This window comes from Paraburkholderia sp. SIMBA_027, assembly GCF_046535315.1.
GTDB lineage: Bacteria > Pseudomonadota > Gammaproteobacteria > Burkholderiales > Burkholderiaceae > Paraburkholderia > Paraburkholderia tropica.
The window spans coordinates 75,007-99,610 of sequence record NZ_JAWRWY010000020.1 but is presented as its reverse complement, the minus strand read 5'-3'; the positions used below and the strand labels follow the sequence as shown (position 1 = coordinate 99,610).

Here is a 24,604-nt window from a genome sequence, read left to right as displayed (position 1 = left end):
CAGTAAGCTGCGGCACCAACCTTTCGTAGGAAACGCTGCAAGTGCGGGACGCTAACGCCAATGTATTTTTCGTAGGGCTCATGGGCGCCGGGAAGACGACCGTGGGCCGGGCGGTCGCGCGCCGGCTTGAGCGTCCGTTTTTCGATTCCGATCACGAGGTCGAAGCGCGCACCGGCGCGCGCATCCCCGTGATCTTCGAAATGGAAGGTGAAGCGGGCTTTCGCGACCGCGAAGCGCAGATGATCGACGAGCTGAGCGCGCGCGAGGGCATCGTGCTCGCGACCGGCGGCGGCGCCGTGCTGCGCCCGGAAAACCGCGCGGCGCTCAAGGAGCGCGGTTTCGTCGTGTATCTGCGCGCCCACCCGCACGATCTGTGGCTGCGCACGCGGCGCGACAAGAATCGCCCGCTGCTGCAGACCGAAGACCCGAAAGGGCGGCTCGAAGCGCTCTACGAGCAACGCGATCCGCTCTACCGCGAGGTCGCCGATTTCGTGATCGAGACCGGCCGGCCTTCGGTCAACGGGCTCGTCAACATGGTGCTGATGCAGCTCGACATGGCCGGCGTGCTGCGCGCGCCGGCGCGCGAGTAGTAGCGCGTCACGCAAGTCGCCCGCGTTCCCCATCAGCGCCTCATCACTGAACTATTGCCTGGCATGATTACCGTCAACGTCGAACTGGGCGACCGCGCCTACCCCATCCACATCGGCTCCGACCTCATCGGCCAGACGGCGCTGTTCGCGCCGCACATCGCCGGCAAGTCGGTGACGATCGTCACCAATACCGTCGTCGATCCGCTTTACGGCGAGACGCTGCGCGCCGCGCTCGCGCCGCTCGGCAAGGACGTCAACACGGTCGTGCTGCCCGACGGCGAGGCGCACAAGAACTGGGAAACGCTCAATCAGATCTTCGACGCGCTGCTCACGTCGCGCGCCGACCGCAAGACTACGCTGATCGCACTCGGCGGCGGCGTGACGGGCGACATGACCGGTTTCGCGGCGGCCTGCTACATGCGCGGCGTGCCGTTCATCCAGGTGCCCACGACGCTGCTCTCGCAGGTCGATTCGTCGGTCGGCGGCAAGACTGGCATCAATCATCCGCTCGGCAAGAACATGATCGGCGCGTTCTACCAGCCGCAAGCCGTGATCGCCGACATCGGCGCGCTGCGCACGCTGCCGCCGCGCGAGCTGGCGGCGGGCGTGGCCGAAGTCATCAAGACGGGCGCGATCGCCGACGCCGAATTCTTCGAGTGGATCGAAGCGAACGTCGAAGCGCTCAACCGCTGCGAGCCCGAGGCGCTCGCGCACGCGGTCAAACGCTCGTGCGAGATCAAGGCGTCGGTGGTCGCCGCCGACGAACGCGAAGGCGGTCTGCGCGCGATCCTCAATTTCGGCCACACCTTCGGTCACGCGATTGAAGCGGGCCTCGGTTACGGTGAGTGGCTGCACGGCGAGGCCGTGGGCTGCGGCATGGTGATGGCGGCCGATCTGTCGGTGCGCGTCGGCATGCTCGACGAGGCTTCGCGCGAGCGGCTCGTGCGCGTGGTGGACGCCGCGCATCTGCCGGTCGTCGCGCCGGCGCTCGGCGCTGAGCGTTACGTCGATCTGATGCAGGTCGACAAGAAGGCCGAGGGCGGCGCGATCAAGTTCATCCTGCTCAAGCGCTTCGGCGAAACGCATATCGGCCGCGCGCCCGACGAAGCCGTGCAGGCCACGCTGGCCGCCACCGTCGCGCGCTGAGCGCGTCGCCGCGCGCGGCTCGCGCCGCCGTGGCGGCTTTTCCTGCGACGCGGCTGGCGACTCGATTGACGTGTCGTCCGGCGCACGCGTCGCGATCCTTGCGGAGGAACCGTTGAGCGACACCCGCAGCAATCCTGGCGCGCCTTTCGCCGACGCGCTGAGCGCCTCGCCCGACGCGGGGCTTGCCCCTTACGCGGCACACGCCTCGCAGTCGCGCGGCCGCCGTCACGCCGAAGCGCCGCCCGCCGCGCGCAGCGAATTCCAGCGCGACCGCGACCGCATCGTCCATTCCACGGCGTTTCGCCGGCTCGAATACAAGACCCAGGTCTTCGTGAATCACGAAGGCGATCTGTTCCGCACGCGGCTGACGCACAGCCTCGAAGTCGCGCAGATCGCGCGTTCGGTCGCGCGGCAACTGCGCGTGAACGAGGATCTCGTCGAGGCGATTTCGCTTGCGCACGACCTCGGTCATACGCCGTTCGGCCATGCGGGCCAGGACGCGCTCAACGAGTGCATGGGCGAGCACGGCGGCTTCGAGCACAACCTGCAAAGTCTCGCGGTCGTCGACGAACTGGAGGAGCACTACGGCGCGTTCGACGGCCTCAATCTCTGTTTCGAGACGCGCGAGGGCATTCTCAAGCATTGCTCGCGCGAGAACGCGCGGCGTCTGGGCGAACTGGGCGAGCGCTTCCTGCTCGGACGCCAGCCGTCCATCGAGGCGCAAATCGCGAATATCGCCGACGAAATCGCCTACAACAATCACGACGTCGACGACGGGCTGCGTTCCGGTCTCCTGACGATCGAGCAGCTCGCCGAAGTCGAACTCTGGCAGACCCACTACGAGGCCGCGCGCGCCGAGTATCCGCAGATCGACGGGCGGCGGCTGATTCACGAGACCGTGCGGCGCATCATCAATACGCTGATCGTCGATTTGATCGGGCAGACGAGCCGCAATCTCGCCGAGCACGCGCCGCGCTCGCTCGACGAGGTGCGCGCCGCGCCGCCGCTCGTCGCGCACAGCGAACGCGTCGCCGCGCAGGCGGCCGCGCTCAAGCGCTTTCTCTATCGCAATCTGTATCGCCACTATCGCGTGATGCGCATGGCGAACAAGGCGCGGCGCGTCGTGAAGGGACTTTTCGACGCGTTCACCGACGATCCGCGCCTGCTGCCGCCCGCGTACCAGATGCACGACGAGACCACGCAGCCGCGTCAGATCGCGCATTACATCGCGGGCATGACCGATCGCTACGCGCTGAAGGAATACCGCCGTCTGTTTGTCGTCGCCGACGACGTCTGACGAACGACCGCGCCCCGCGCAAACCGCACCGAGCACACGCATGCAACCGATGAAAACCTGGCCTTATCCGCGCGTGGTCGCGCATCGCGGCGGCGGCACGCTCGCGCCGGAGAACACGCTCGCCGGGCTGTGCGTCGGCGCGGCTTTCGGGCATACGATGGCGGAGTTCGACGTTAAGCTTTCCGCCGACGACATCACGTTCCTGCTGCACGACGACACGCTCGATCGCACCTCGAACGGGCAGGGCGCGGCGGCGCAACTGCGTTATCGGCAGATCGCGGCGTTCGATGCGGGCAGCTGGCTCGACGCGCGTTTCGAGGACGAGCACATGCCCACGCTCGCGGAAGCCGCGCAGTGCTGCCGCGAGGAAGGGCTCGCGGCGAATGTGGAGATCAAGCCGTGTCCGGGGCGCGATGCGCAAACGGGTCGTCTCGTCGCCGCCGAAACCGCGCGTCTGTGGGCGAAGCCGATGGCGGCGGGCGCGTTGCCGCCGCTGCTGTCGTCGTTCTCGGTCGAAGCCCTGATAGCGGCGCGCGAGGCCGCGCCGGATGTGCCGCGCGGCTTGCTGGTCGAGCGTGTGCCCGACGACTGGCGCGAGCAGACGGCCGCGCTCGGCTGCGTTTCGCTGCACGCGAGCTATCGTCATCTCGACGAAGCGCTCGTGGCCCGCATCAAGGAAGCGGGCCTGTTTATCCTCGCCTATACGGTGAACGACCTCGACACCGCGCAGCGCCTAGTGCGCTGGGGCGTCGATACCGTTTGCACGGACCGCATCGATCTGATCGGCCCGCACGCGCTCGACTGACGCCCGAAACGCCGGGCGCCTGGCGAGCATCGTCAGGGCGTGTTCACTGCGCACTTATCCGACAACTATTCCAGCTATTTCGCTGTCGTTGCGCAGTCTGTCGCGGCGCGCGTTGCAGGTCATGCACGTGGCGCCGTGCTCTCAGGTTCGTGCGGCCCGGCCCGCTTAGCGGCAGCGCGCGAGAATCGCGCCCGCGACCAGCGCCACGCCGCCCACGATCGCAATCGCTTGCCACGGGTTGGCGTGCACGTAGTCGTCGGCGTTATCCATCGCCTGGCCGGCGCGCTCGCGCGTGGCGGCGCGCGCCACTTCGAGTCGCTCGCGCGCGGCGTCGAGGCGTTTGCGAACGTCCGCGCGCAACGCCGCGGCGTCGGCCTGGGTGCCGTCGCCTAGCGTGGTTTCCAGTTCGGCGAGCAGGTCACGCAGCTCGTCTGCGATATCGGACGCCGCGCTGCGGCCGCGTCGCGCGATGCGGCGCGCGTGGCGGCCCGTGCGCGTCCAGGATTCTCCGAGGGCGTCACGCGTGTTCGGAAATGCGCTCATGAATGGCTCCGTCTTGGAAAACAGGTAAGAGGCTCGCGCCGCGTGCACGAAAAAGGGCTGCGCGGTCGAGGGCTGGAGTCGAAGTATTGCGCAAATCCGGTGCCCGGCGCGCGAGCGTGTCCGGTCGAATCGACGCACAGGCCCGTCCGGCGGGGCTCGGCGGCATCCTGTTGCGGCGGGGTGCAGATAAATGATTACGGGGACAGCACGCTTTTTCCGAGAGGCATAGAATCAAGAAAAGCCAATCGAATTGTCAGGAACATCTGGTGCTGGCGTAGGAGGGGAGATGCGTGGGAGGCGAGACACGGCTGAAGCATGCCGCTCTCCGTCGGACGCCGTAACGGCGGGACGGAGAGCTGCTGCATACGTTGCAAACGTTGCTGATGTTTCCGCTGACTTTTCCGTGGATGTTCCCACGCATGCCGGCGTTGTTGCCGATGTCGCCTGTCTTGCCGATGTTGCCGATCTTGCTGGTGTTGCCTGTCGCACCGAACGGCGCTCAGAACATGTAGCCGACCTTCAGGTACGTCACGAGCGGATTCAGGTGGATCTTCGATTCCGCCTTGCGCGTGGTGCCGAGTTCGGTGGTGCTCGTGTACGTCGCCGTCACGTTGACGGGGATGTACGACAGCGAGAAACCGGCGAACCAGTGCTTTGTGAAGTTGTAGTTGAAGCCGACGTTAAATACGGGCGCCCAGGAACGATTCGTCGAAACGCTGGTCGGACCCCCAAGTACGCTTTGTTCGAACGCGGCGTTGGTGATCTTCGCGTCGGAGAACCAGACGTAGGTCGCGCCGAGGCCGAGGTACGGACGGAATTTGGCGTCCGGTTTGTTGAAGTAGTACTTAAGAAGCAGCGCCGGGCTCCACTGGCGTGCAGAGCCAACCTTGCCGAACTGGTTGAGGCTGCCGCCACCCGAGATGTCGAACTTCGGCGGAATGCCGAGCTCGGCTTCGGTCGCGAGGCTGTCGGTGATGAAGTAACCGAGCGAGAAGCCCAGCGTGTCCGCGGAGCCGACGCTAGCGCCGGTGCCCGGGAAAGCCTGGTTGACCGTCGTGCCGCCCACGCTGTCGATCTTGAGCGGATCGCTCGAGTCTTGCGGCATGAGACGGAACCACCCCGTTGTTACGTAGAACGTGTTGGCCGATTGCGCGTATGCCCCCGACATGCCGGCGACCGCGAAAATCGCTGCCAGCGCCTGTTTTAATTTCATATGTGCTCCTCCATTAAAGGCCCGCACATTATGTACACAACGTTTGCAACAAACCATATGCAGTCGTTAGAAGTTTCTCCCTAAGCGCCGCGCGCTTTCCGCCCGAGCCGCATGCCCGCGAGAGCGAGCGCCGGCGCGGCCTGGCGGGCATGCGGGTATTCACCAACGTACCAGGAAAATCGAGCATGGCACGGCTTGCACGTCTTTATGTTCCTGACCAGCCGCAGCATGTGATTCTGCGCGGACTGGATCAGCAGCCCGCTTTCGTCGACGACCAGGACTACGAACTGTTCATCGACTGCCTGAAGGCAGCGGCGCGCGATCACCACCTGGCGGTGCATGCGTGGGTCTTGATGCCCGGCGCGGTGCAGCTGCTCGTCACTCCCTCCGACGAATCGAGCCTTCCCAAGGCGATGCAGGCGGTCGGCCGGCGTTACGTCGCGCACTTCAACCGGCGTTACGCGCGGCGCGGCACGTTGTGGGAAGGGCGCTACCGAGCGACCGTCATCGAGGGCGAGCGTTTCTTCCTGCTCGCGAGCCGCGTGGTCGAACTCGCGCCGGTGCGCAATCACCTTGTCGCGGCGCCGGAGGATTACCGCTGGTCGAGCTACCGGCATCACATCGGGCTCACCGTCGACAGTCTGATCACCGACCATCCGCTGTACTGGGCGCTCGGCAACACGCCGTTCGAGCGGCAGCGCGCGTATCGCGAACTCTGCGAGCAGTCGCTCGACGAGCGCGAAACCAATCAGCTGATGCAGGCGACGCTCAAGGGCTGGGTGCTCGGCGGCGACACCTATCGCGAATGGGCGGGGCGTACGGCCAACCGGCGCGTTTCGCCGTTGCCGCGCGGTCGGCCGCGCAAGGTGCGCGAAGCGCCGGGCGCGACGCCTGCGGGCGCTGCATCGGGTGCATCGGGTGCGCTCGGCGCTGCCGGGACGGTGGCACCCGCCGCGGCCACGTCGGCGCCTGCCGCGAGTGGTCAGGCCGGCGGTCCGGCTTCGGCTGCGGGCGAACATCAATCGGTCCCTAATTCAGGATCGACGGGCTCCGCCCACGCCGGCAGCCATGGCGGCACGCACGGAAGCAGTGGTTCCGGCGCAACGCCAGGTACAAATCCGGGTAGTTCTGCCGGCCATTCCGGCACCTCGACGGCGTCGGGCAGCGGTAGCGTCTCCAGTCCGTCGTCGGCACACGAGGAGCGCAAACCGGGCACCGGTACGCACTGAACCCGCAATCGATCCATTACGGATCAACGACTTACTTCTGAAAACGGCGTCCGCGAGCGCCGTTTTCTTTTGTCGGATTTTGGTATGGCACTAATAAAATTACGGTGCAATGCACCAACTTGATAATTGGGGTCTAATCACACGGTTTTATTTGCATGCCCTTGATTCGTCGCGTATATTCGCCTTTCGGCTCTCCTGGACGCACAACGCGGGAAGCCAGCATCGCCCGCGCAACGCCGTACAGCGGTCACGCAAGCGGCGGGAAAACAAAGTACGGAATCAACGGCCATTCCCCTGGCCCCTCTAGGACGGTGTCCCCATGAACGATCACCAGCAGCGCGCCGCGGTGCCCGCCGCGCAAGGTCTCTATGACCCGCAAAACGAACACGACGCATGCGGCGTCGGCTTCGTCGCCCATATCAAGGGCAAGAAAAGTCACGAAATCATTCAGCAAGGGCTGAAGATTCTCGAAAACCTCGACCATCGGGGCGCCGTCGGCGCCGATCCGCTGATGGGCGACGGCGCGGGCATCCTGATCCAGATTCCGGACGCGTTCTACCGCGAGGAAATGGCCAAGCAAGGCGTGACGTTGCCGCCGGCTGGCGAATATGGCGTCGGCATGATCTTCCTGCCGAAGGAACACGCTTCGCGTCTCGCCTGCGAACAGGAACTCGAGCGCACGGTGCGCGCCGAAGGCCAGGTGGTGCTCGGCTGGCGCGACGTGCCGGTCGACCACGCCATGCCGATCTCGCCCACGGTCAAGGCCAGCGAGCCGCTGATCCGCCAGATCTTCATCGGCCGCGGCAAGGACGTGATGGTCACGGACGCGCTCGAGCGCAAGCTGTACATCATCCGCAAGACCGCGAGCCACCGCATCCAGGCGCTCAAGCTCAAGCACGGCAAGGAATACTTCGTGCCGTCGTGCTCGGCGCGCACGGTCGTCTACAAGGGCCTGCTGCTGGCCGGTCAGGTCGGCGTGTACTACCGCGACCTGCAGGACGAGCGCGTGGTGTCGGCACTGGCGCTCGTGCACCAGCGCTTCTCGACCAACACGTTCCCGGCGTGGGAACTGGCTCACCCGTACCGCATGATTGCCCACAACGGTGAAATCAACACCGTGAAGGGCAACGTGAACTGGCTGAACGCCCGTACCGGCGCGATCGCCTCGCACGTCCTCGGCGACGACCTGCCCAAGCTCTGGCCGCTGATCTATCCGGGCCAGTCGGACACGGCATCGTTCGACAACTGCCTCGAACTGCTGGTGATGGCCGGTTACCCGCTCGTCCACGCGATGATGATGATGATCCCGGAAGCCTGGGAACAGCACACGCTGATGGACGAGAACCGCAAGGCGTTCTACGAATACCACGCAGCGATGATGGAGCCGTGGGACGGCCCCGCCGCGATCGCCTTCACCGACGGCCGCCAGATCGGCGCGACGCTCGACCGTAACGGTCTGCGTCCGGCGCGCTACATCGTCACCGACGACGACCTGGTCATCATGGCGTCGGAAGCCGGCACGCTGCCGATCCCCGAGTCGAAGATCGTCAAGAAGTGGCGTCTGCAGCCGGGCAAGATGTTCCTGATCGACATGGAACACGGCCGCATCATCGACGACAAGGAACTGAAGGACAACCTCGCCAACGCCAAGCCGTACAAGAGCTGGATCGACGCCGTGCGCATCAAGCTCGACGAGATCGAGCCGAAGGCGGAAGACGTCGCGACCGCGCGCGTCGAAGCCGCCGCGCTGCTCGACCGTCAGCAGGCGTTCGGCTACACGCAGGAAGACCTGAAGTTCCTGATGGCGCCGATGGCGATGTCGGGTGAAGAAGCGGTCGGTTCGATGGGCAACGACTCGCCGCTGGCGGTCATGTCCAACAAGAACAAGACGCTCTACAACTACTTCAAGCAGCTGTTCGCGCAGGTCACCAACCCGCCGATCGACCCGATCCGCGAAAACATGGTGATGTCGCTCGTGTCGTTCATCGGCCCGAAGCCGAACCTGCTCGACACCAACAACATCAACCCGCCGATGCGTCTCGAAGTGTCGCAGCCGGTGCTCGACTTCAAGGACATCGCGAAGATCCGCGCGATCGAGCAGTACACGGGCGGCAAGTTCAGCAGCTACGAGCTGAACATCTGCTATCCGGTGTCGTGGGGCAAGGAAGGCATCGAGGCGCGCCTCGCGTCGCTGTGCGCGGAAGCCGTCGACGCAGTCAAGTCGGGCTACAACATCCTGATCGTGTCGGACCGCCGCGCGGACCGCGACAACGTCGCGATTCCCGCGCTGCTCGCCACCTCGGCGATCCACTCGCACCTCGTGCAGCACGGTCTGCGCACGAGCACGGGTCTCGTCGTGGAAACGGGTTCGGCGCGTGAAACGCACCACTTCGCGCTGCTCGCGGGCTTCGGCGCGGAAGCCGTTCACCCGTACCTCGCGATGGAAACGCTCGCGCAGATGGCGCAGGGCCTGAAGGGCGACCTGTCGGCGGACAAGGCGGTCTACAACTTCACCAAGGCAGTGGGCAAGGGCCTGCTCAAGGTGATGTCGAAGATGGGCATCTCCACGTACATGTCGTACACGGGCGCGCAGATCTTCGAAGCGGTCGGCCTCGCCGACGAACTGATCGCCAAGTACTTCAAGGGCACGGCCTCGAAGGTCGGCGGCATCGGCCTGTTCGACGTCGCGGAAGAAGCGATCCGCATGCACCGCGACGCGTTCGGCGACAACCCGATCCTCGCGAACATGCTCGACGCGGGCGGCGAGTACGCGTACCGCGTGCGCGGCGAAGACCACATGTGGACGCCGGACGCGATCGCCAAGCTCCAGCACTCGGCGCGCAGCAACTCGTATCAGACGTACAAGGAATACGCGCACCTGATCAACGATCAGACCAAGCGCCACATGACCTTCCGCGGTCTGTTCGAATTCCGCCTCGACCCGGCACGCGCGATCTCGATCGACGACGTCGAGCCGGCCAAGGAAATCGTCAAGCGCTTCGCCACGGGCGCGATGTCGCTCGGCTCGATCTCGACGGAAGCGCACGCCACGCTGGCGGTCGCGATGAACCGCATCGGCGGCAAGTCGAACACGGGTGAAGGCGGCGAAGACGAGAAGCGTTATCGCAACGAACTGCGCGGCATTCCGATCAAGAACGGCGACACGATGCAGTCGATCATCGGGCCGGAAGTCGTCAAGGACATCCCGCTGAAGGATGGCGACTCGCTGCGTTCGAAGATCAAGCAGGTCGCGTCGGGCCGCTTCGGCGTGTCGGCGGAATACCTGTCGTCGGCGGACCAGATCCAGATCAAGATGGCGCAGGGCGCGAAGCCGGGCGAAGGCGGTCAGCTGCCGGGCCACAAGGTGTCGGAATACATCGGCAAGCTGCGTTACTCGGTGCCGGGCGTGGGCCTCATCTCGCCGCCGCCGCACCATGACATCTACTCGATCGAAGATCTGGCGCAGCTGATTCACGATCTGAAGAACGTGAACCCGGTGTCGTCGATTTCGGTGAAGCTGGTGTCGGAAGTGGGCGTGGGCACGGTGGCGGCGGGCGTGGCGAAGGCCAAGGCCGACCACGTCGTGATCGCGGGCCACGACGGCGGCACGGGCGCTTCGCCGCTGTCGTCGCTCAAGCACGCCGGCACGCCGTGGGAACTCGGTCTCGCGGAAACGCAGCAGACGCTGGTGCTGAACCAGCTGCGCGGCCGTATCCGCGTGCAGGCCGACGGTCAGATGAAGACGGGCCGCGACGTGGTGATCGGCGCGCTGCTCGGCGCGGACGAATTCGGCTTCGCGACGGCGCCGCTCGTCGTGCAGGGCTGCATCATGATGCGCAAGTGCCATCTGAACACCTGCCCGGTCGGCGTCGCGACGCAAGATCCGGTGCTGCGCGCGAAGTTCTCGGGCCAGCCCGAGCACGTCGTCAACTTCTTCTTCTTCATCGCTGAAGAAGTGCGCGAAATCATGGCGCAACTCGGCATCCGCAAGTTCGACGATCTGGTCGGCCGCGCGGATCTGCTCGACACGCGCCGTGGCGTGGAACACTGGAAGGCGAAGGGTCTCGACTTCTCGCGCGTGTTCTATCAGCCGCAAGTCGGCGACGAAGTGGCACGCAAGCACGTCGACACGCAGGACCACGGTCTGGACCGCGCGCTCGATCACACGCTGATCGAGAAGGCGAAGGCCGCGATCGAGAAGGGCGAGCACGTCTCGTTCATCCAGCCGGTGCGCAACGTCAACCGTACGGTCGGCGCGATGCTCTCGGGCGTGGTGGCGAAGCAGTACGGCCACGACGGCCTGCCGGAAGACTCGATCCACATCCAGCTCAAGGGCACGGCGGGTCAGAGCTTCGGCGCGTTCCTCGCACGCGGCATCACGCTGGATCTCGTCGGCGACGGCAACGACTACGTGGGCAAGGGCCTCTCGGGCGGCCGCATCATCATCCGTCCGACCAACGACTTCCGCGGCAAGTCCGAAGAAAACATCATCTGCGGCAACACGGTGATGTACGGCGCGCTCGAAGGCGAAGCCTTCCTGCGTGGCGTGGCGGGCGAGCGTTTCGCGGTGCGTAACTCGGGCGCGACGGCGATCGTCGAAGGCACGGGCGACCACGGCTGCGAATACATGACGGGCGGCACGGTGGTCGTGCTCGGCGAAACGGGCCGGAACTTCGCGGCGGGCATGTCGGGCGGTATCGCCTACGTGTTCGATCCGGAAGGCACGTTCGCCGGCAAGTGCAACAAGGCGATGGTCACGCTCGAACCGGTGCTGCAACAGGCCGAGCAGGAACGCACGGTCGACCGCGCACTGTGGCACGCCGGCCAGACCGACGAAGCGCTGCTCAAGGGACTCGTCGAGCGTCACTTCCAGTTCACCGGCTCGCCGCGTGCAAAGGCGCTGCTGGAAAACTGGGACGCGGCACGCCGCCAGTTCGTGAAGGTGTTCCCGACGGAATACAAGCGCGCACTGGGCGAAATCGGCGCGAAGAAGGCGAACCAGGAAGAACTGGCCGCTTAATCCCGCGAAGACGACTCCAAGACGATGATTCGCCCGCCGCGCACCTGATGCGGCGGCGGGCGCGGTCCCCCTCACTGAATAGATTAGATAGACGAGAACCACATGGGTAAGGCAACCGGTTTTCTCGAGTTCGAGCGCCAGCATGAGGCGTACGAAGCACCGCTCACGCGTGTGAAGCACTACAAGGAATTCGTCGCGGCGCTTACGGACGCCGACGCGAAGGTCCAGGGCGCTCGCTGCATGGACTGCGGCATCCCGTTCTGCAACAACGGCTGCCCGGTCAACAACATCATTCCGGACTTCAACGACCTCGTGTTCCGCCAGGACTGGAAGAGCGCGATCGACGTCCTGCACTCGACCAACAACTTCCCCGAGTTCACGGGCCGCATCTGCCCGGCGCCCTGCGAAGCGGCGTGTACGCTTGGCATCAACAACGACCCGGTCGGCATCAAGTCGATCGAGCACGCGATCATCGACAAGGCCTGGGCCGAAGGCTGGGTTGCGCCGCAAGTCGCGAAGCACAAGACGGGCAAGAAGGTCGCGGTCGTCGGTTCGGGCCCCGCGGGTCTGGCCACGGCGCAGCAACTGGCGCGCGCCGGTCACGACGTAACCGTGTTCGAAAAGAACGACCGCGTCGGCGGCCTGCTGCGCTACGGCATCCCCGACTTCAAGCTGGAAAAGTGGCTGATCGACCGCCGCATGCGCCAGATGGAAGCCGAAGGCGTGACGTTCCGCACCAGCGTGTTCATCGGCAAGGGCGAGCTGCCGGCTTACATCGGCAACACGGCGAAGGAAACCATTTCGCCGGACGAGCTGAAGGACCAGTTCGACGCCGTGGTGATCGCAGGCGGTTCGGAAACGCCGCGCGATCTGCCGGTGCCGGGCCGCGAACTCGAAGGCGTGTACTACGCGATGGAGTTCCTGCCGCAGCAGAACAAGGTCAACGCGGGCGACAAGCTGGCGGACCAGCTGGTGGCGAAGGGCAAGCACGTCGTCGTGATCGGCGGCGGCGATACGGGCTCGGACTGCGTGGGCACGTCGAACCGTCATGGCGCGAAGAGCGTCACGCAGTTCGAACTGCTGCCGCAGCCGCCGGAAGTCGAGAACAAGCCGCTCGTGTGGCCGTACTGGCCGGTCAAGCTGCGCACCTCGTCGTCGCACGAGGAAGGCTGCTCGCGTGACTGGGCTGTCGCGACCAAGCGTCTCGAAGGCAAGAACGGCAAGGTCGAGAAGCTGATCGCCGCGCGCGTCGAGTGGAAGGACGGCAAGATGGTCGAAGTGCCGGGCTCGGAATTCGAAATGAAGGCCGACCTCGTGCTGCTCGCGATGGGCTTCACGCAGCCGGTTTCGCCGGTGCTCGAGGCGTTCGGCGTGGACAAGGATGCGCGCGGCAACGTGCGCGCCTCGACCGAAGGCGACAAGGCGTACTACACGTCGGTCGACAAGGTGTTCACGGCGGGCGACATGCGCCGTGGCCAGTCGCTGGTGGTGTGGGCGATCCGTGAGGGCCGTCAATGCGCACGCTCCGTCGACGCGTTCCTGATGGGCAGCACGGAGCTGCCGCGTTAAGAGCGGATCTGGGACCCAAGTAAGCGCTGAAGCGCTAACTTGGGTCGACACGTGAGGGCCGTCAATGCGCACGCTCCGTCGACGCGTTCCTGATGGGCAGCACGGAGCTGCCGCGTTAAGAGGCGGATCTGGGACCCAAGTAAGCGCTGAAGCGCTAACTTGGGTCGACACGTGAGGGCCGTCAATGCGCGCGCTCCGTCGACGCGTTCCTGATGGGTAGCACGGAGCTGCCGCGTTAAGAGGCGGATCTGGGACCCAGGTAAGCGCTGAAGCGCTAACTTGGGTCGACACGTGAGGGCCGTCAATGCGCACGCTCCGTCGACGCGTTCCTGATGGGCAGCACGGAGCTGCCGCGTTAAACCTCATTAAGTCGTGCAAAATCCAGCGCGTCCGTCGCCAGGACAGGACGCGCGGGAGACGGCAGGAGACAGATGCCAGGAAGCCGGGCACCCTTCGGGGTGACCCGGTTTTTTTGCGTCCGGAGGCGTCCGGCGCGCGTGTGTTTGCGGGTTGTCACGGGCGCACCGCGTCGCGCGGGCGCGCTACCATGTGGCGATTGTCGATTGTCCGACCGTTCGAGGACTGCCGATCATGTCCGAAGCCCGGGAAGCCCACGCCGCAGCCAGCAAGGACGCCGATCAATGGCGGCGCTGCTTCGTCGCGCTCGCGCCCGATACGCCGTCGCGCGACGCGCTCGCCGCGCTCGACGTGCCACCCGGCGCGCGCCGCGTGCCCTACGCGCAGTTGCACATGACGGTGGCGTTCATCGGCGCGATGACCTTCGCGCAGGGCGAGGCGCTCGCGCAGCGGCTCGCCAGTCACGCGACGCCCGTGCCGCCTGCGAGCGTCACGAAAATCGAATGCTGGCCGGGCGGCGCGCAACCGCGCCTGATGGTGGCCGTCGTCGCGATGTCCGATGCGTTCACGGCGCTCGACTGGGGCGTGCGTTCATCGATGGGGGAGGTGGGTTTGTCGCTCGATGCGCGCGCGTTTCGTCCGCATGTGACGCTTGCGCGCTTCACCCGCGATGCGCACGGCGCGCCGCCGCCGCCGAGCGCCGCAGCGTTGCCGCCGCTGCGCTTCACGTCGCTCGTGCTCTATTCGAGCACGCTGGCGAAGCAGGGCGCGAAATACGAGGCGCTGGCGAGCGTGGCGCTGTAAGCGGGAGCGCCCGCGCCTCGCGTCTCCCGCCTCGCGCGTTCAGCGTCAGCGCCGGTAGCGCGCCAGCGTCAGCCCGTCGAGATCGATGTCCGGCCGGTGCTGCGTCACGAGATCGGCGACCACGCGGCCCGATCCCATCGACATCGCCCAGCCCGTCGAGCCGTGGCCGACGTTCATCCACAAGCCGTCGACGCCCGAGGCGCCCAGCAGCGGCGCGCCGTCCGGCACCATCGGCCGCCTGCCGACCCAGAATTGCGCCGACGACGGCGTGGCCGCGTGCGGAAACCAGTCGTCGAGCACTTTCATGAGCGTTTGCAGCGCCTGCTCGCGCAGCGTCGTGCGATGGTTGCCGAGCTCCGCCGTGCCCGCCACGCGCAGATACGGCCCGAAACGCGTGATCGCGGTCTTGAGCGACTCGTCCATGAGCGCGGCGCGCGGCGCCTTGTGCTCGTCGACGACCGGCAGCGTGGCCGAGTAACCCTTCACCGGATAGAGCGGCACGCGCACGCCCAGCGGCGCGACGAGCGCCGCGCTTTCCACGCCGAGCGCGACCACCACGGCATCGGCGGCCAGCGTGTGCGGCGAGGTGTCGGCGGCGGGTTCGGCGAGATCGGCGGGGCGCAGCACTTCGGCGGGCGCGCGCCGCTGTTCGCGACGGTTGCGCGCCTCGCGGCCCGGCACCGCGCGCACGCGCACGCCCGTCACCTTGCCGCCCGCGGATTCGAGCGCGAGCACTTCGGTATCGAAGACGAACTTCACGCCGCGCGCCTCGCACACGGCGCGCAGCTCGCGCGTGAAGCGCGCGCAGTCGCCCGCTTCGTCGTCGGGGAGATAGATGCCCGCGACCGGCTTCACGCGCGACCACGCGAGGCCCGGTTCGATCTGCGCGCAGGCATCGGCGTCGAGTTCGCGATACGCGATGCCCGCGTCGCGCAGCACGTTCAGCGCGGGCTGCGCGAGCTCGACGTCGTAGTCGCTGCGAAAGAGTTGCAGATAGCCCTGGCTGCGGCCGTACTCGAACGCATGCTGCGCGCGAAACGCGTGCAGACATTCGCGGCTGTAGTAAGCGATGCGCTGCATGCGCTGCTTGTTCACGCGAAAACGCGCGAGGTCGCATTCGCGCAGCCAGCGCGCGATCCAGCGCCACTGCGCGGCGTCCAGCGCGGGGCGGAAGATCAGCGGCGAAGTGGGTTTGAGGAGGTATTTGAGGAGCTTGGCCGGCATGCCCGGCGCGGCCCACGGCGTGACGTAGCCAGGCGCGATGACGCCCGCGTTGCCGAAGCTCGTGCCGAGCGCGACGCCCGGCTCGCGCTCGATGACCGTGACGTCGCAGCCTCGTTCGCTCAGATAGTACGCAGTAGCGACGCCGATCACACCGGCGCCGAGGACGATCGTTTTCATGCCGGTCGTAGTGAGAGGGACGGAAGGTATTGCAGCATGTTCGGGCTCATCGTGCAGCGGAGTCCGCAGGCGGCCGGGCTTGCTTCTGAGCCTGCTGATCGGCAATGTCTGACGCGCCATGATCGGCCAGCACTTTGCCCTTCGTTTCCGGCAGACACAGCGCCGAGACGATCACGAGCAGATAGCCCGCGCCCGCCACCGTACCGATCGCTTTCACGAGCGTCGTGGTCTGCGCGAGCGTGCCGACGAGGATCGGAAAGAACGAGCCGAGACCGCGTCCGAGGTTGTAGCAGAAGCCCTGTCCCGAGCCGCGGATCGCGTTCGGGTAAAGCTCGGAAAGATAGGCGCCGACGCCCGCGAAAATGCCCTGCACGACGATGCCGAGCGGAAAGCCGAGCGCGAGCATCGCGGCATCGGTGATCGGCAGCATCGTGTAGGCCATGCCGAGCGCGAACGAACCGATCGCGAACAGGATGAACGACGCGCGCCGGCCGATCTTGTCGCACAGAATCGCGCCGACGATATAGCCCGTGAACGAGCCGACGATCAGCACGATCAGATAGCCGCTCGTGTTGAATACGGACAGATGGCGCACCGTCTTCAGATAGGTGGGCAGCCAGGTGGTGATCGCGTAGTAGCCGCCGAGCATGCCGGTGCACAGCGCGCTGCCGAGCAGCGTGGTCGCCAGATGCGCGGGCGCGAAGATCTGCAGGAAGTGGCCTTGCACGTCGCCGGCCTCGCGCGCGCGGCGCGTCTGCAGGAACACCTCGGGGTCGCTCACGTTGCGGCGCACGTAGAGAATCCACAGCGCGGGCAGGATGCCGATCCAGAAGCACGCGCGCCACGCGTATTCCTCGGGCAGCAGCGCGAAGAAGGCCCAGTAGAGAATCGCCGCCGCGCCCCAGCCGAACGACCAGCTGCTCTGCACGGTGCCCACGGCCTTGGCGCGATGCTGCGGCGAGCGGATCGTCTCGGCCATCATGATCGTGACGACCGACCATTCGCCGCCGAAGCCGACGCCTTGCAGCGTGCGCGTCGCGAGCAGTTGCCAGAACGAGTGCGTGAAACCGGAGAGACAGGTGAAGAGCGCGAACGTGGCGATGGTCCATTGCAGCACGCGCACGCGGCCGTAGCGATCGGCGAGGATGCCCGCGAGCCAGCCGCCGATCGCCGACGAGATCAGCGAGCTGGTGGCGATCATGCCCGCCTCGCTTTTCGTCATGCCCCACGTGGCGATGAGCGTCGGGATCAGGAACGAGTAGATCATGAAGTCGAACGCATCGACGGCGTAGCCGCCGAAGCCCGCGTAGAGCGTGCGGCGCTCGCGTGCGTTCAGTTCCTTGAACCATTGAAATGCTGCCATCGCGCGTCGTCCCCAGGATTGTTGTGCGCGCCACGACCGGCGTGGCGACGGGTGGCGAAAGCGGCGTCCGGTGGCGCGGGCCGCTGGCGATGCGTCGAGGCGCGCGCTGCTGGCGGGCCGCCGATGCTCGAACGGCGCTATTTTACGGTGCGACAGGCTGTCGCGGCCAGGGAAGCCCTCAGGATGCGGGGCATTGTGTGCGCTTTCGCTCGCGATTTTGCGCGATGGTGCACGCGTGTTCGCTTCACGTGCGATTTGCGTGGGCGATGTTTGCGCTGCGTGCGCGGTTTGTGGGTGGCGTGCGGCGTGGCGCGGGTATGCGCGAGTGTCGCGCAGGTGTCGTGCGTGGCGTTTGATTCGCCGGCGAGCGAACCAATGCGTGATGCGCGCGGGAGAATCAGCCCAGCGTCAGTCCGCCGTCGATGTGGATGGTCTGGCCGGTGATGTGACGCGCGGCGTCGGAAAGCAGGAAGGCGATCAGTTCGGCGATATCGGCGGGATCGGCCACGCGGCCCAGCGGCGTGACTTCGGCGGCGCGCGCCCAAGCGGGCGCGTTCTCCGGCGTGGGACCGGCGTCCTTGCGCGTGTAGCCGGGCGCGACGCAATTCACGCTCACGCCGTGCGGTGCGAGTTCGGCGGCGGCGGTTTTTGCGAGCGATTCGAGCGCGGCCTTCGCGGCGGCCGTGGCCGCGAACGGCGCGTCGGCGCGATAGCGATGCGCGACGAACGAACTCACCGCCACCACGCGTCCGCGCGCCGAGCGTATCAGCGCGGGTTGCGCCCTGCGAACGAGCGACGCGAACGCGGCGGGCATCGCGGCGAACGCGGCGCCGAGCACATCGGTGTCGAGTGCGGCCAGCGTCTGGCGCTGCGCGTGGCCCGCGTTGGCGACGAGCTGATCGAGCGCGCCGAAGCGTTCGAGCGTGGCGTCGATCAGATGCGCGGCGGGTTCATTGGCGAGATCGGCGCAAGCCGTCGCGCAGACCGCGCCGCGCGCTTCGCACGTTTGCGCGACATCGGCGAGACGGGTGCGCGAGGCCGCGTCGGCGCCGCGTGCGTGCAGCATCGGCGCCACCCCTGGCGCGGCGAGCCTGCGCGCGAGCGCCGCGCCGATGCCGGAGCCCGCGCCCGTGATCAGGACGACGCGTTCGCCGGACGCCGCGCGGCTTTCGGCGCTCACGCCGCCACGCGCTCTTCAGGCGAGCGAGCGATTTCGAGCGTGTCGTGGTGATACGCCTCGAGCGATTCGCGATGCGCCACGCTCACGATCGCCGCCTTCGGCAGACGCTCCATGAAGAGCTTGTAGAGACGGCTTTCGTTGTCCGGATCGAGCGCGCTGGTCGCTTCGTCGAGGAACAGATAGTCGGGCTTGTGCAGCAGCACGCGCGCACCCGCGAGACGCTGCTGTTCGCCCGGCGAGAGCACGCGCGTCCAGTGCGCCGATTCGTCCAGGCGATCGACGTAGCCTTCGAGACGGCAGGCGCGCAGGGCTTCGCGGCAGTCTTCGTCGCTGTAGTCGTCGGCGGGCGAGGGGTAGGTGAGCGCGGCCTTGAGCGTGCCGATCGGCAGATAGCTCTGCTGCGGGATGAACATCATGCGCGCATCCACGGGCGCGTCGATCGAGCCTTCGCCGAACGGCCAGAGGCCCGCGAGCGCGCGCATCAGCGTGCTCTTGCCCGCGCCCGACGGGCCGCGCACGAGCCAGCGCGAGCCCGGCTTGATGGCGATGTCACGCACTTCCGAAAGCGGCTGGCCGTTGGGCAGCGCGAGCTTGAGGTGCTCGGTGCTCAGTTGCTCCGCGTCGACGTAATGCAGATTGATGCCGCCATGCTCGGTGGCCGGCGAGACGCTTTCCTTCAGACGCGGCGAGTGAACCACGCGCACGAATTCGCGCAGACGGTTCACGGTGGCGCGCCACTCGACGAGGCTCGCGTAACTGTTGATGAACCACGAGAAGCAGTCGCTCACGGTGCCGAAGGCCTGCGAGATCTGCATCAGCACGCCGAACGTGAAGGCGCCCGCAAAGTAGCGCGGCGCGGCCACGACGAGCGGGAAGATGATGGCGATCTGGCCGTAGAAGCTCAGCACGAAGGTGAGGCGCTTCGTGTACTTCATCACGCGCCACCAGTTTTCGCGGATGTGCTCGAAGAGGCCCTGCGCATTGCTGCGCTCGGTTTGCATGCCGTCGTAGAGCGCGATCTGCTCGGCGTTTTCACGCAGGCGGATCAGGCCGAAGCGGAAGTCCGCTTCCACCTTTTGTTGCTGATAGTTGATCGACACGAGCGGGTGGCCGACCTTCTGGATCACGAGCGACCCGAACACGGCGTAGAGCGCGGCGGCCCAGACCATGTAGCCCGGAATCGTGATGGGCGTGCCGCCCAGCGAGAAGGTGAGCGCGCCCGCGATGGTCCACAGGATCGTGATGAACGAGATCAGCGTGACGACCGTCGAGAGCAGGTCGAGCGTCAGCGAGAGCGTGCTGGTGGCGAACGATTGCAGGTCGTCGCTGATACGCTGGTCGGGGTTGTCGGCGAGACGGTCGCGCTCGATGCGGTAGAACGCGCCCTGCCGAAGCCAGTCGTTCAGATAGTGCGTGGTGAGCCACTGGCGCCAGCGGAAGCCGAGCATCTGGCGAAGATACCGCCCGTACACCGCCAGGATGATGAAGCCGAACGCAAGCGCCGTGAAGATCATCAGCAGATGCGGGAACTGTTTGACGTCCTTGGTTTGCAGGGCGTTGTAGAAGTCCGCGTTCCAGCCGTTCAGACGCACGTTGATCCACACAACGGCGAGATTCATCGCGATGATCGCGACGAGCAGGCCCCATGCGATCCAGCGTTCCTCGGACACCCAGTAGGGCTTGATGAGGCTCCAGGCCGTGATCTTGTGATGCTCGTTCTGATCCGGCGTGGCGCGGGGAGTGTGGTTGGTCATGAGCGTCCTGATGTTGTGCCCTGATGGTGTTGCCGTGTATGTCCGGTATGCCGCCTTGCGCCGTCCTTGGCCGCGTCTTTCGCGAACGCGGCGCGAGTCGCGTACGGCACGCGGTGGACGGACTTGCTAGCGATTCTGTCGCGAGCCGCTTAAGTGAGTCTTAATGCCACGTTGGGCCACGCTCGGCCACGTTGGGCCACGCGCGCCCCATTCTCTCACCGCCCGAAAGCGGCCGGGCGGCATACGGGGTTCGGGGCATTGTGCCAGAGCGCCGCTTGCGCCCCCCATTTTTAGGGGCCGCCGCGGCCCGCGCGTGGAGACGAAAAGGCCGCCGGGCGCACTGAGCGGCACAGCCCGGAAAGCAGCGGAAAGCGCGTGAAGAAAACACAGAAAAACCCGCACAAAACCCCACGAAAACGCCCGCAATGCAGCATCGGCAGCCTATAAACCGGCCTGCCGGGCGGTTTGCGGCGCGCGCGCCTTTTGTGGTCTAATGACTGCTGACGAAACAGGGGTGCTTCACCGGTATGCCTGCATGCCGCCGTGAGGCTGAGAGAGACCCTTCGCACCCGATCCGGGTAATACCGGCGCGGGAAGTTTCCGGAAAGTCTTGCTGGCGCCGCTTTTTCGAGTCCGTTCCTCCGGTTCGGGCGTGGCGTCCAGATTCCCGCCGGGCAACGCGTGCAGTGCAGTTAGTTTTCGCGCGCATCGTTTGCACGGCCGGCTTTGCCAGCCGGTTTCGTCCTTGGGTACGCATGCTTGTTGCCGTACGGAAAGGATCCGATGACCGCACCTTCTTCACCTCAATCAGTTCGCTCCCCGATTCTGGAAGCCTCGCCGGATGCTTCGGCGCCCTCTGTCGTGCCCGATTTCGCCGTGCTCGGCGGCGGCCTGTGCGGACGCCTCGTCGCGTGGCGACTCGCGGGCGCCGGGCATCGCGTGGCGCTTTACGAGCGCGGCGGTCCCGAGGGCGGTGAAGCCGCGGCCTGGGTCGCGGCGGCCATGCTCGCGCCGCTCGCGGAAGCCGCCGTCGCCGAACTGCTGATCACCGAACTGGGCGTCGAATCGCTCGACACCTGGCCGCGCATTCTCGCCGAGCTGCCCGAACCCGTCTTCTTCCAGCGCAACGGCACGCTCGTGGTCTGGCATCACGCCGATCGCACCGAAGCACCGCTGTTCGAACGCCGCGTGCGCGCCAACGCGCCGCGCGCGCTCGCCGACGCGCATTTCACGACGCTCCAGGGCGCTCAGCTCGACGCCGCCGAACCGGCGCTCGCCGGGCGTTTCGCGCGCGGCTGGCTGCTCGACGGCGAAGGTCAGCTCGACAACCGCCAGGCGCTGGCCGCGCTCGCCGCGGGCCTCGCGCAGCGCGGCGTGCAAACGCACTGGAACACCACGGTCGACGACGCGAATCCGCCGCCCGCGCGCGTGACGATCGATTGCCGCGGACTCGGCGCGAAACCCGCGCTGCCCGCGCTGCGCGGCATCCGCGGCGAAGTCGCGCGCGTGCACGCGCCGGGCATCGGGCTCACGCGTCCGGTGCGCCTGCTGCATCCGCGTTATCCGCTCTATATCGCGCCGAAGCAGAACGATGTCTACGTGATTGGCGCGACCGAAATCGAAGGCGAGGACCGCTCGCCGGTGAGCGTGCGCTCGGCGCTCGAACTGCTGAGCGCGGCGTTCGCCGTGCATCCGGCGTTCGGCGAGGCGCGCATTCTCGAACTCAATTCGCAGTGCCGCCCGACCTTGCCCGACCATCGCCCCGCGTTCTTCTGGGACGGCGACAACACGTTGCGCGTGAACGGCCTGTATCGCCACGGTTTCATGATCGCGCCCGCCGTCGCCGACGAAGCGGTGCGAGTGGCCGAAGCCTTGCTGGCCGGACGCATGCAGAACGCCGACGGATTCGAGGCGCTGCGCGCCGAATCGCGCTGGCCGGCGATGCTGCACGACCGCCGCGCCGAAGCCGCGCCGCGTGCGCACGAACCGGCCTGAGCGCGTCGCTATCCGCGAACAGGAACACGATGGACACGACGGCGCGCCGCTTGCGCCGCATGAAACACACGTAGTCAGACGAATCGTTATGGACATTCAGATCAATCAGAAGCCGCTCACGCTCCCCGAGGGCGCGACCGTCGCCGACGCGCTGGTCGCGTTCGGCGCGCGTCCGCCGTTCGCCGTCGCCGTGAATGGCGATTTCGTGGCGCGCGCCCAGCACGGCGCGCGCGCATTGTCGGCGGGCGACCGCCTCGACGTCGTGAGCCCGGTGGCCGGCGGCTGATACGGCCGCTAGCCGATCCGCGCGCCCACGCCACCCGACCAGGATTTCCGCCATGACCACGCTTCAACCGACCGCCGACGCGCTCACGCTCTACGGCGAAACTTTCCAGAGCCGCGTGCTGCTTGGCACGTCGCGCTATCCGTCGCTGCAATCGCTGTCCGATTCGATGGCGGCCGCGCGGCCCGGCATGATCACCGTCGCGTTGCGCCGCCAGATGAACGAGGGCGGCGCCGAAGCCGGTTTCTTCGATCTGCTCAAGCGCCACGGCGTGCCGCTGCTGCCGAACACGGCGGGCTGCCTCACCGTCAACGAAGCCGTCACCACGGCCCACATGGCGCGCGAGGTGTTTGACACCGACTGGATCAAGCTCGAACTGATCGGCGACGACTACACGCTCCAGCCCGATCCGGTCGGCCTGATCGAAGCCGCCGCGCGGCTCGTGAAGGACGGCTTCAAGGTGCTGCCGTACTGCACCGAGGACCTCGTGATCGGCCGTCGTCTGCTCGACGCGGGTTGCGAGGCGCTGATGCCGTGGGGCGCGCCGATCGGCACCGGCAAGGGCGTGATCAATCCGTACGGTTTGCGTGTGCTGCGCGAGCGGCTGCCCGACGTGCCGCTGATCGTCGATGCGGGCCTCGGTCTGCCGTCGCACGCGGCGCAGGTGATGGAGTGGGGTTTCGACGGCGTGCTGCTGAACACGGCGGTCGCGCAGGCGACGCACCCCGACGCGATGGCGCGCGCGTTCGCGCTGGGCGTGGAGGCGGGGCGCAGCGCGTTTCTCGCCGGACCGATGGCCGAGCGCGAAGCCGCTGTGGCGAGCACGCCGGTCGTCGGCATGCCGTTCTGGCACCAGGATGGAGGCAAGTAATGAGTGAAACGTTGCATTTTCAGGGCCGTGAATTGTTCTGGCCACCCGCCGACGCGCTGACCGCCACGGCGGAACGCATCCGCGCGCGACTGGGCGACTGGGCGGCGACGCAGGCGCCGTGGCGCATCTGCCTGACGCCGCCCGACGCGCCCAACGGCGGCGATCTGATCGTCGTGACCGACGCTGCGCCGCATCTCGCGAACATCGCGCGCTGGATGACGCAAGGCGCGGGTGTGATCGAAGCTGCCGGCGACGATCCGCGCGAGGCGCGCGTCACGCTGCATCTGGGCGGCGAGCGCTACGCGCTCGAAGGCGCGCTGGCCGAGGACTGGATCCCGGCGCTGGCGGCGTTCCTCGACTGCGGTTTCGATCCGCACGACGCGCTCGTGCTCGCACTCGCCTGGCGCGACGGCGACGAACAGCAAACCGACGCCTGGCCGGTCGACATCGCGCGCTTCCCGCGCGTGCTCGGTCTTCCCGACGCGCCCGCGCAGCCCTTCGCGCCTTGCCCGGCGCGGCTCGGCCTGTATCCCGTGCTGCCGAGCGCCGACTGGGTCGAGCGCGTGCTCGACTACGGCGCGACGACCGTGCAGCTGCGCAGCAAGCAGCCTGAATCGCCGGAACTTACGCGTGAAATCGAGCGCTGCGTCGCGGCGGGCCGCAAGCACGACGCGCAATTGTTCATCAACGATCACTGGCAGGCCGCCCTGGCGGCGGGCGCTTACGGCATCCATCTGGGCCAGGAAGATCTGCGCGAAGCCGATTTGAACGCGATCGCGGCGTCGGGCACGCGCCTCGGTCTGTCGACGCACGGCTATTTCGAGATGCTGACGGCGCTGCACTTCCGCCCAAGCTATATCGCGTGCGGCGCGGTGTTCGCCACCACCACCAAGCAGATGCCGACCGCGCCGCAAGGTCTCAAGCGTCTCGCACGCTACGTGCAGCTGCTCGACGGCGTGGTGCCGATGGTCGCGATCGGCGGCATCGACGCCGCCGCCTTGCCCGCCGTCCTCGCCACCGGCGCGCCGTGCGCCGCCGTCGTGCGCGCCGTCACGGAAGCCGCCGATCCGGCTGCCGCCGTTGCTGCGCTGCGCAACGCGTTTACGCAATAATGGTCCGCCTCGTCGCCGGTCGCGCCCCTGTTGCGTGACCGGCGCGAGGAGCGAGCAGCGGGGCCTTTCACG

17 protein-coding genes, 1 pseudogene and 1 riboswitch are annotated in these 24,604 nt (G+C 66.8%); of the genes and pseudogenes, 12 read left to right on the top strand and 6 right to left on the bottom strand.

Features of this window, described 5'->3' with window-relative positions; all coding sequences use genetic code 11:
* The first annotated feature begins 35 nt into the window (after positions 1-35).
* The 4 genes from SB764_RS31500 (at position 36) to ugpQ (ending at position 3,838) form a co-directional block, all read left to right on the top strand.
* Positions 36-590 carry a shikimate kinase gene (locus SB764_RS31500; protein ID WP_065062741.1) on the top strand — a complete coding sequence of 185 codons (555 nt, stop codon included), beginning with the start codon at positions 36-38 and terminating at the stop codon, positions 588-590.
* A 54-nt stretch (positions 591-644) separates the two neighbouring features.
* Positions 645-1,736: a 3-dehydroquinate synthase gene (gene aroB, locus SB764_RS31495; RefSeq protein WP_176081423.1), complete on the top strand. Its 1,092-nt coding sequence runs from the start codon at positions 645-647 to the stop codon at positions 1,734-1,736.
* Positions 1,737-1,848: 112 nt separating this feature from the next.
* Complete coding sequence (locus SB764_RS31490; protein WP_065062824.1) at positions 1,849-3,033, top strand: deoxyguanosinetriphosphate triphosphohydrolase; 1,185 nt, start codon at positions 1,849-1,851, stop codon at positions 3,031-3,033.
* A 40-nt stretch (positions 3,034-3,073) separates the two neighbouring features.
* Complete coding sequence (gene ugpQ, locus SB764_RS31485; RefSeq protein ID WP_408583333.1) at positions 3,074-3,838, top strand: glycerophosphodiester phosphodiesterase; 765 nt, start codon at positions 3,074-3,076, stop codon at positions 3,836-3,838.
* Between the two features lie 165 nt (positions 3,839-4,003).
* Here the strand turns inward: ugpQ and SB764_RS31480 are convergent, their stop codons facing one another.
* Together SB764_RS31480 and SB764_RS31475 are read right to left on the bottom strand one after the other, a co-directional pair.
* Complete coding sequence (locus SB764_RS31480; RefSeq protein WP_065062735.1) at positions 4,004-4,381, bottom strand: YqjD family protein; 378 nt, start codon at positions 4,379-4,381, stop codon at positions 4,004-4,006.
* A 499-nt stretch (positions 4,382-4,880) separates the two neighbouring features.
* A complete protein-coding gene (locus SB764_RS31475; RefSeq protein WP_065062734.1) occupies positions 4,881-5,594 on the bottom strand; it encodes an OmpW/AlkL family protein in 714 nt (237 codons plus the stop codon).
* Positions 5,595-5,779: 185 nt separating this feature from the next.
* On the opposite strand from SB764_RS31475, the pseudogene SB764_RS31470 reads away from it, so the two are divergent.
* The 4 genes and pseudogenes from SB764_RS31470 to thpR all read left to right on the top strand — a co-directional run.
* Positions 5,780-6,475: pseudogene (locus SB764_RS31470) on the top strand (transposase); the annotation flags it as partial.
* 667 nt (positions 6,476-7,142) lie between these two features.
* Positions 7,143-11,843 carry a glutamate synthase-related protein gene (locus tag SB764_RS31465; RefSeq protein WP_183716809.1) on the top strand — a complete coding sequence of 1,567 codons (4,701 nt, stop codon included), beginning with the start codon at positions 7,143-7,145 and terminating at the stop codon, positions 11,841-11,843.
* A gap of 102 nt (positions 11,844-11,945) precedes the next feature.
* Positions 11,946-13,412: a glutamate synthase subunit beta gene (locus tag SB764_RS31460; RefSeq protein WP_065062729.1), complete on the top strand. Its 1,467-nt coding sequence runs from the start codon at positions 11,946-11,948 to the stop codon at positions 13,410-13,412.
* Between the two features lie 591 nt (positions 13,413-14,003).
* On the top strand, positions 14,004-14,573 hold the full coding sequence (thpR, locus tag SB764_RS31455) for an RNA 2',3'-cyclic phosphodiesterase (protein WP_065062727.1): 570 nt from the start codon (positions 14,004-14,006) through the stop codon (positions 14,571-14,573).
* A gap of 45 nt (positions 14,574-14,618) precedes the next feature.
* On the opposite strand, the gene SB764_RS31450 is transcribed toward thpR, so the two are convergent.
* From SB764_RS31450 to SB764_RS31435, 4 genes are all read right to left on the bottom strand, one after another.
* Positions 14,619-15,974 (bottom strand): D-amino acid dehydrogenase, encoded by a 1,356-nt coding sequence (locus SB764_RS31450; RefSeq protein ID WP_065062725.1) that lies wholly within the window; start codon positions 15,972-15,974, stop codon positions 14,619-14,621.
* 46 nt (positions 15,975-16,020) lie between these two features.
* Positions 16,021-17,337 carry an MFS transporter gene (locus SB764_RS31445; RefSeq protein ID WP_080180421.1) on the bottom strand — a complete coding sequence of 439 codons (1,317 nt, stop codon included), beginning with the start codon at positions 17,335-17,337 and terminating at the stop codon, positions 16,021-16,023.
* Positions 17,338-17,734: 397 nt separating this feature from the next.
* Positions 17,735-18,517: an SDR family NAD(P)-dependent oxidoreductase gene (locus SB764_RS31440; RefSeq protein WP_410865921.1), complete on the bottom strand. Its 783-nt coding sequence runs from the start codon at positions 18,515-18,517 to the stop codon at positions 17,735-17,737.
* Positions 18,514-20,271 (bottom strand): ABC transporter ATP-binding protein/permease, encoded by a 1,758-nt coding sequence (locus SB764_RS31435; RefSeq protein WP_074987157.1) that lies wholly within the window; start codon positions 20,269-20,271, stop codon positions 18,514-18,516. Before SB764_RS31435 ends, SB764_RS31440 begins: the two co-directional genes overlap by 4 nt.
* A gap of 500 nt (positions 20,272-20,771) precedes the next feature.
* Positions 20,772-20,884: riboswitch (TPP riboswitch) on the top strand.
* A 248-nt stretch (positions 20,885-21,132) separates the two neighbouring features.
* On the opposite strand from SB764_RS31435, the gene SB764_RS31430 reads away from it, so the two are divergent.
* From SB764_RS31430 to thiE, 4 genes are all read left to right on the top strand, one after another.
* Positions 21,133-22,266 carry an FAD-dependent oxidoreductase gene (locus SB764_RS31430; RefSeq protein ID WP_410865920.1) on the top strand — a complete coding sequence of 378 codons (1,134 nt, stop codon included), beginning with the start codon at positions 21,133-21,135 and terminating at the stop codon, positions 22,264-22,266.
* A gap of 88 nt (positions 22,267-22,354) precedes the next feature.
* Positions 22,355-22,552, top strand: coding sequence for a sulfur carrier protein ThiS (gene thiS / locus SB764_RS31425; RefSeq protein ID WP_065062715.1), 198 nt, complete (start codon positions 22,355-22,357; stop codon positions 22,550-22,552).
* A gap of 52 nt (positions 22,553-22,604) precedes the next feature.
* Positions 22,605-23,420: a thiazole synthase gene (locus SB764_RS31420; RefSeq protein WP_065062713.1), complete on the top strand. Its 816-nt coding sequence runs from the start codon at positions 22,605-22,607 to the stop codon at positions 23,418-23,420.
* The gene (gene thiE, locus SB764_RS31415; protein ID WP_082992120.1) at positions 23,420-24,532 is read left to right on the top strand and encodes a thiamine phosphate synthase; all 1,113 of its coding nucleotides are present in this window, start codon (positions 23,420-23,422) and stop codon (positions 24,530-24,532) included. Before SB764_RS31420 ends, thiE begins: the two co-directional genes overlap by 1 nt.
* Positions 24,533-24,604: the final 72 nt, after the last annotated feature.

Bases quoted from the DNA above. Each gene is read 5' to 3' on its own strand.
- ugpQ (WP_408583333.1), top strand. From the start codon at position 3,074: ATGCAACCGATGAAAACCTGGCCTTATCCGCGCGTGGTCGCGCATCGC.
- SB764_RS31480 (WP_065062735.1), bottom strand. From the start codon at position 4,381: ATGAGCGCATTTCCGAACACGCGTGACGCCCTCGGAGAATCCTGGACG.
- SB764_RS31475 (WP_065062734.1), bottom strand. From the start codon at position 5,594: ATGAAATTAAAACAGGCGCTGGCAGCGATTTTCGCGGTCGCCGGCATG.
- SB764_RS31465 (WP_183716809.1), top strand. From the start codon at position 7,143: ATGAACGATCACCAGCAGCGCGCCGCGGTGCCCGCCGCGCAAGGTCTC.
- SB764_RS31460 (WP_065062729.1), top strand. From the start codon at position 11,946: ATGGGTAAGGCAACCGGTTTTCTCGAGTTCGAGCGCCAGCATGAGGCG.
- thpR (WP_065062727.1), top strand. From the start codon at position 14,004: ATGTCCGAAGCCCGGGAAGCCCACGCCGCAGCCAGCAAGGACGCCGAT.
- SB764_RS31450 (WP_065062725.1), bottom strand. From the start codon at position 15,974: ATGAAAACGATCGTCCTCGGCGCCGGTGTGATCGGCGTCGCTACTGCG.
- SB764_RS31445 (WP_080180421.1), bottom strand. From the start codon at position 17,337: ATGGCAGCATTTCAATGGTTCAAGGAACTGAACGCACGCGAGCGCCGC.
- SB764_RS31435 (WP_074987157.1), bottom strand. From the start codon at position 20,271: ATGACCAACCACACTCCCCGCGCCACGCCGGATCAGAACGAGCATCAC.
- thiS (WP_065062715.1), top strand. From the start codon at position 22,355: ATGGACATTCAGATCAATCAGAAGCCGCTCACGCTCCCCGAGGGCGCG.
- SB764_RS31420 (WP_065062713.1), top strand. From the start codon at position 22,605: ATGACCACGCTTCAACCGACCGCCGACGCGCTCACGCTCTACGGCGAA.
- thiE (WP_082992120.1), top strand. From the start codon at position 23,420: ATGAGTGAAACGTTGCATTTTCAGGGCCGTGAATTGTTCTGGCCACCC.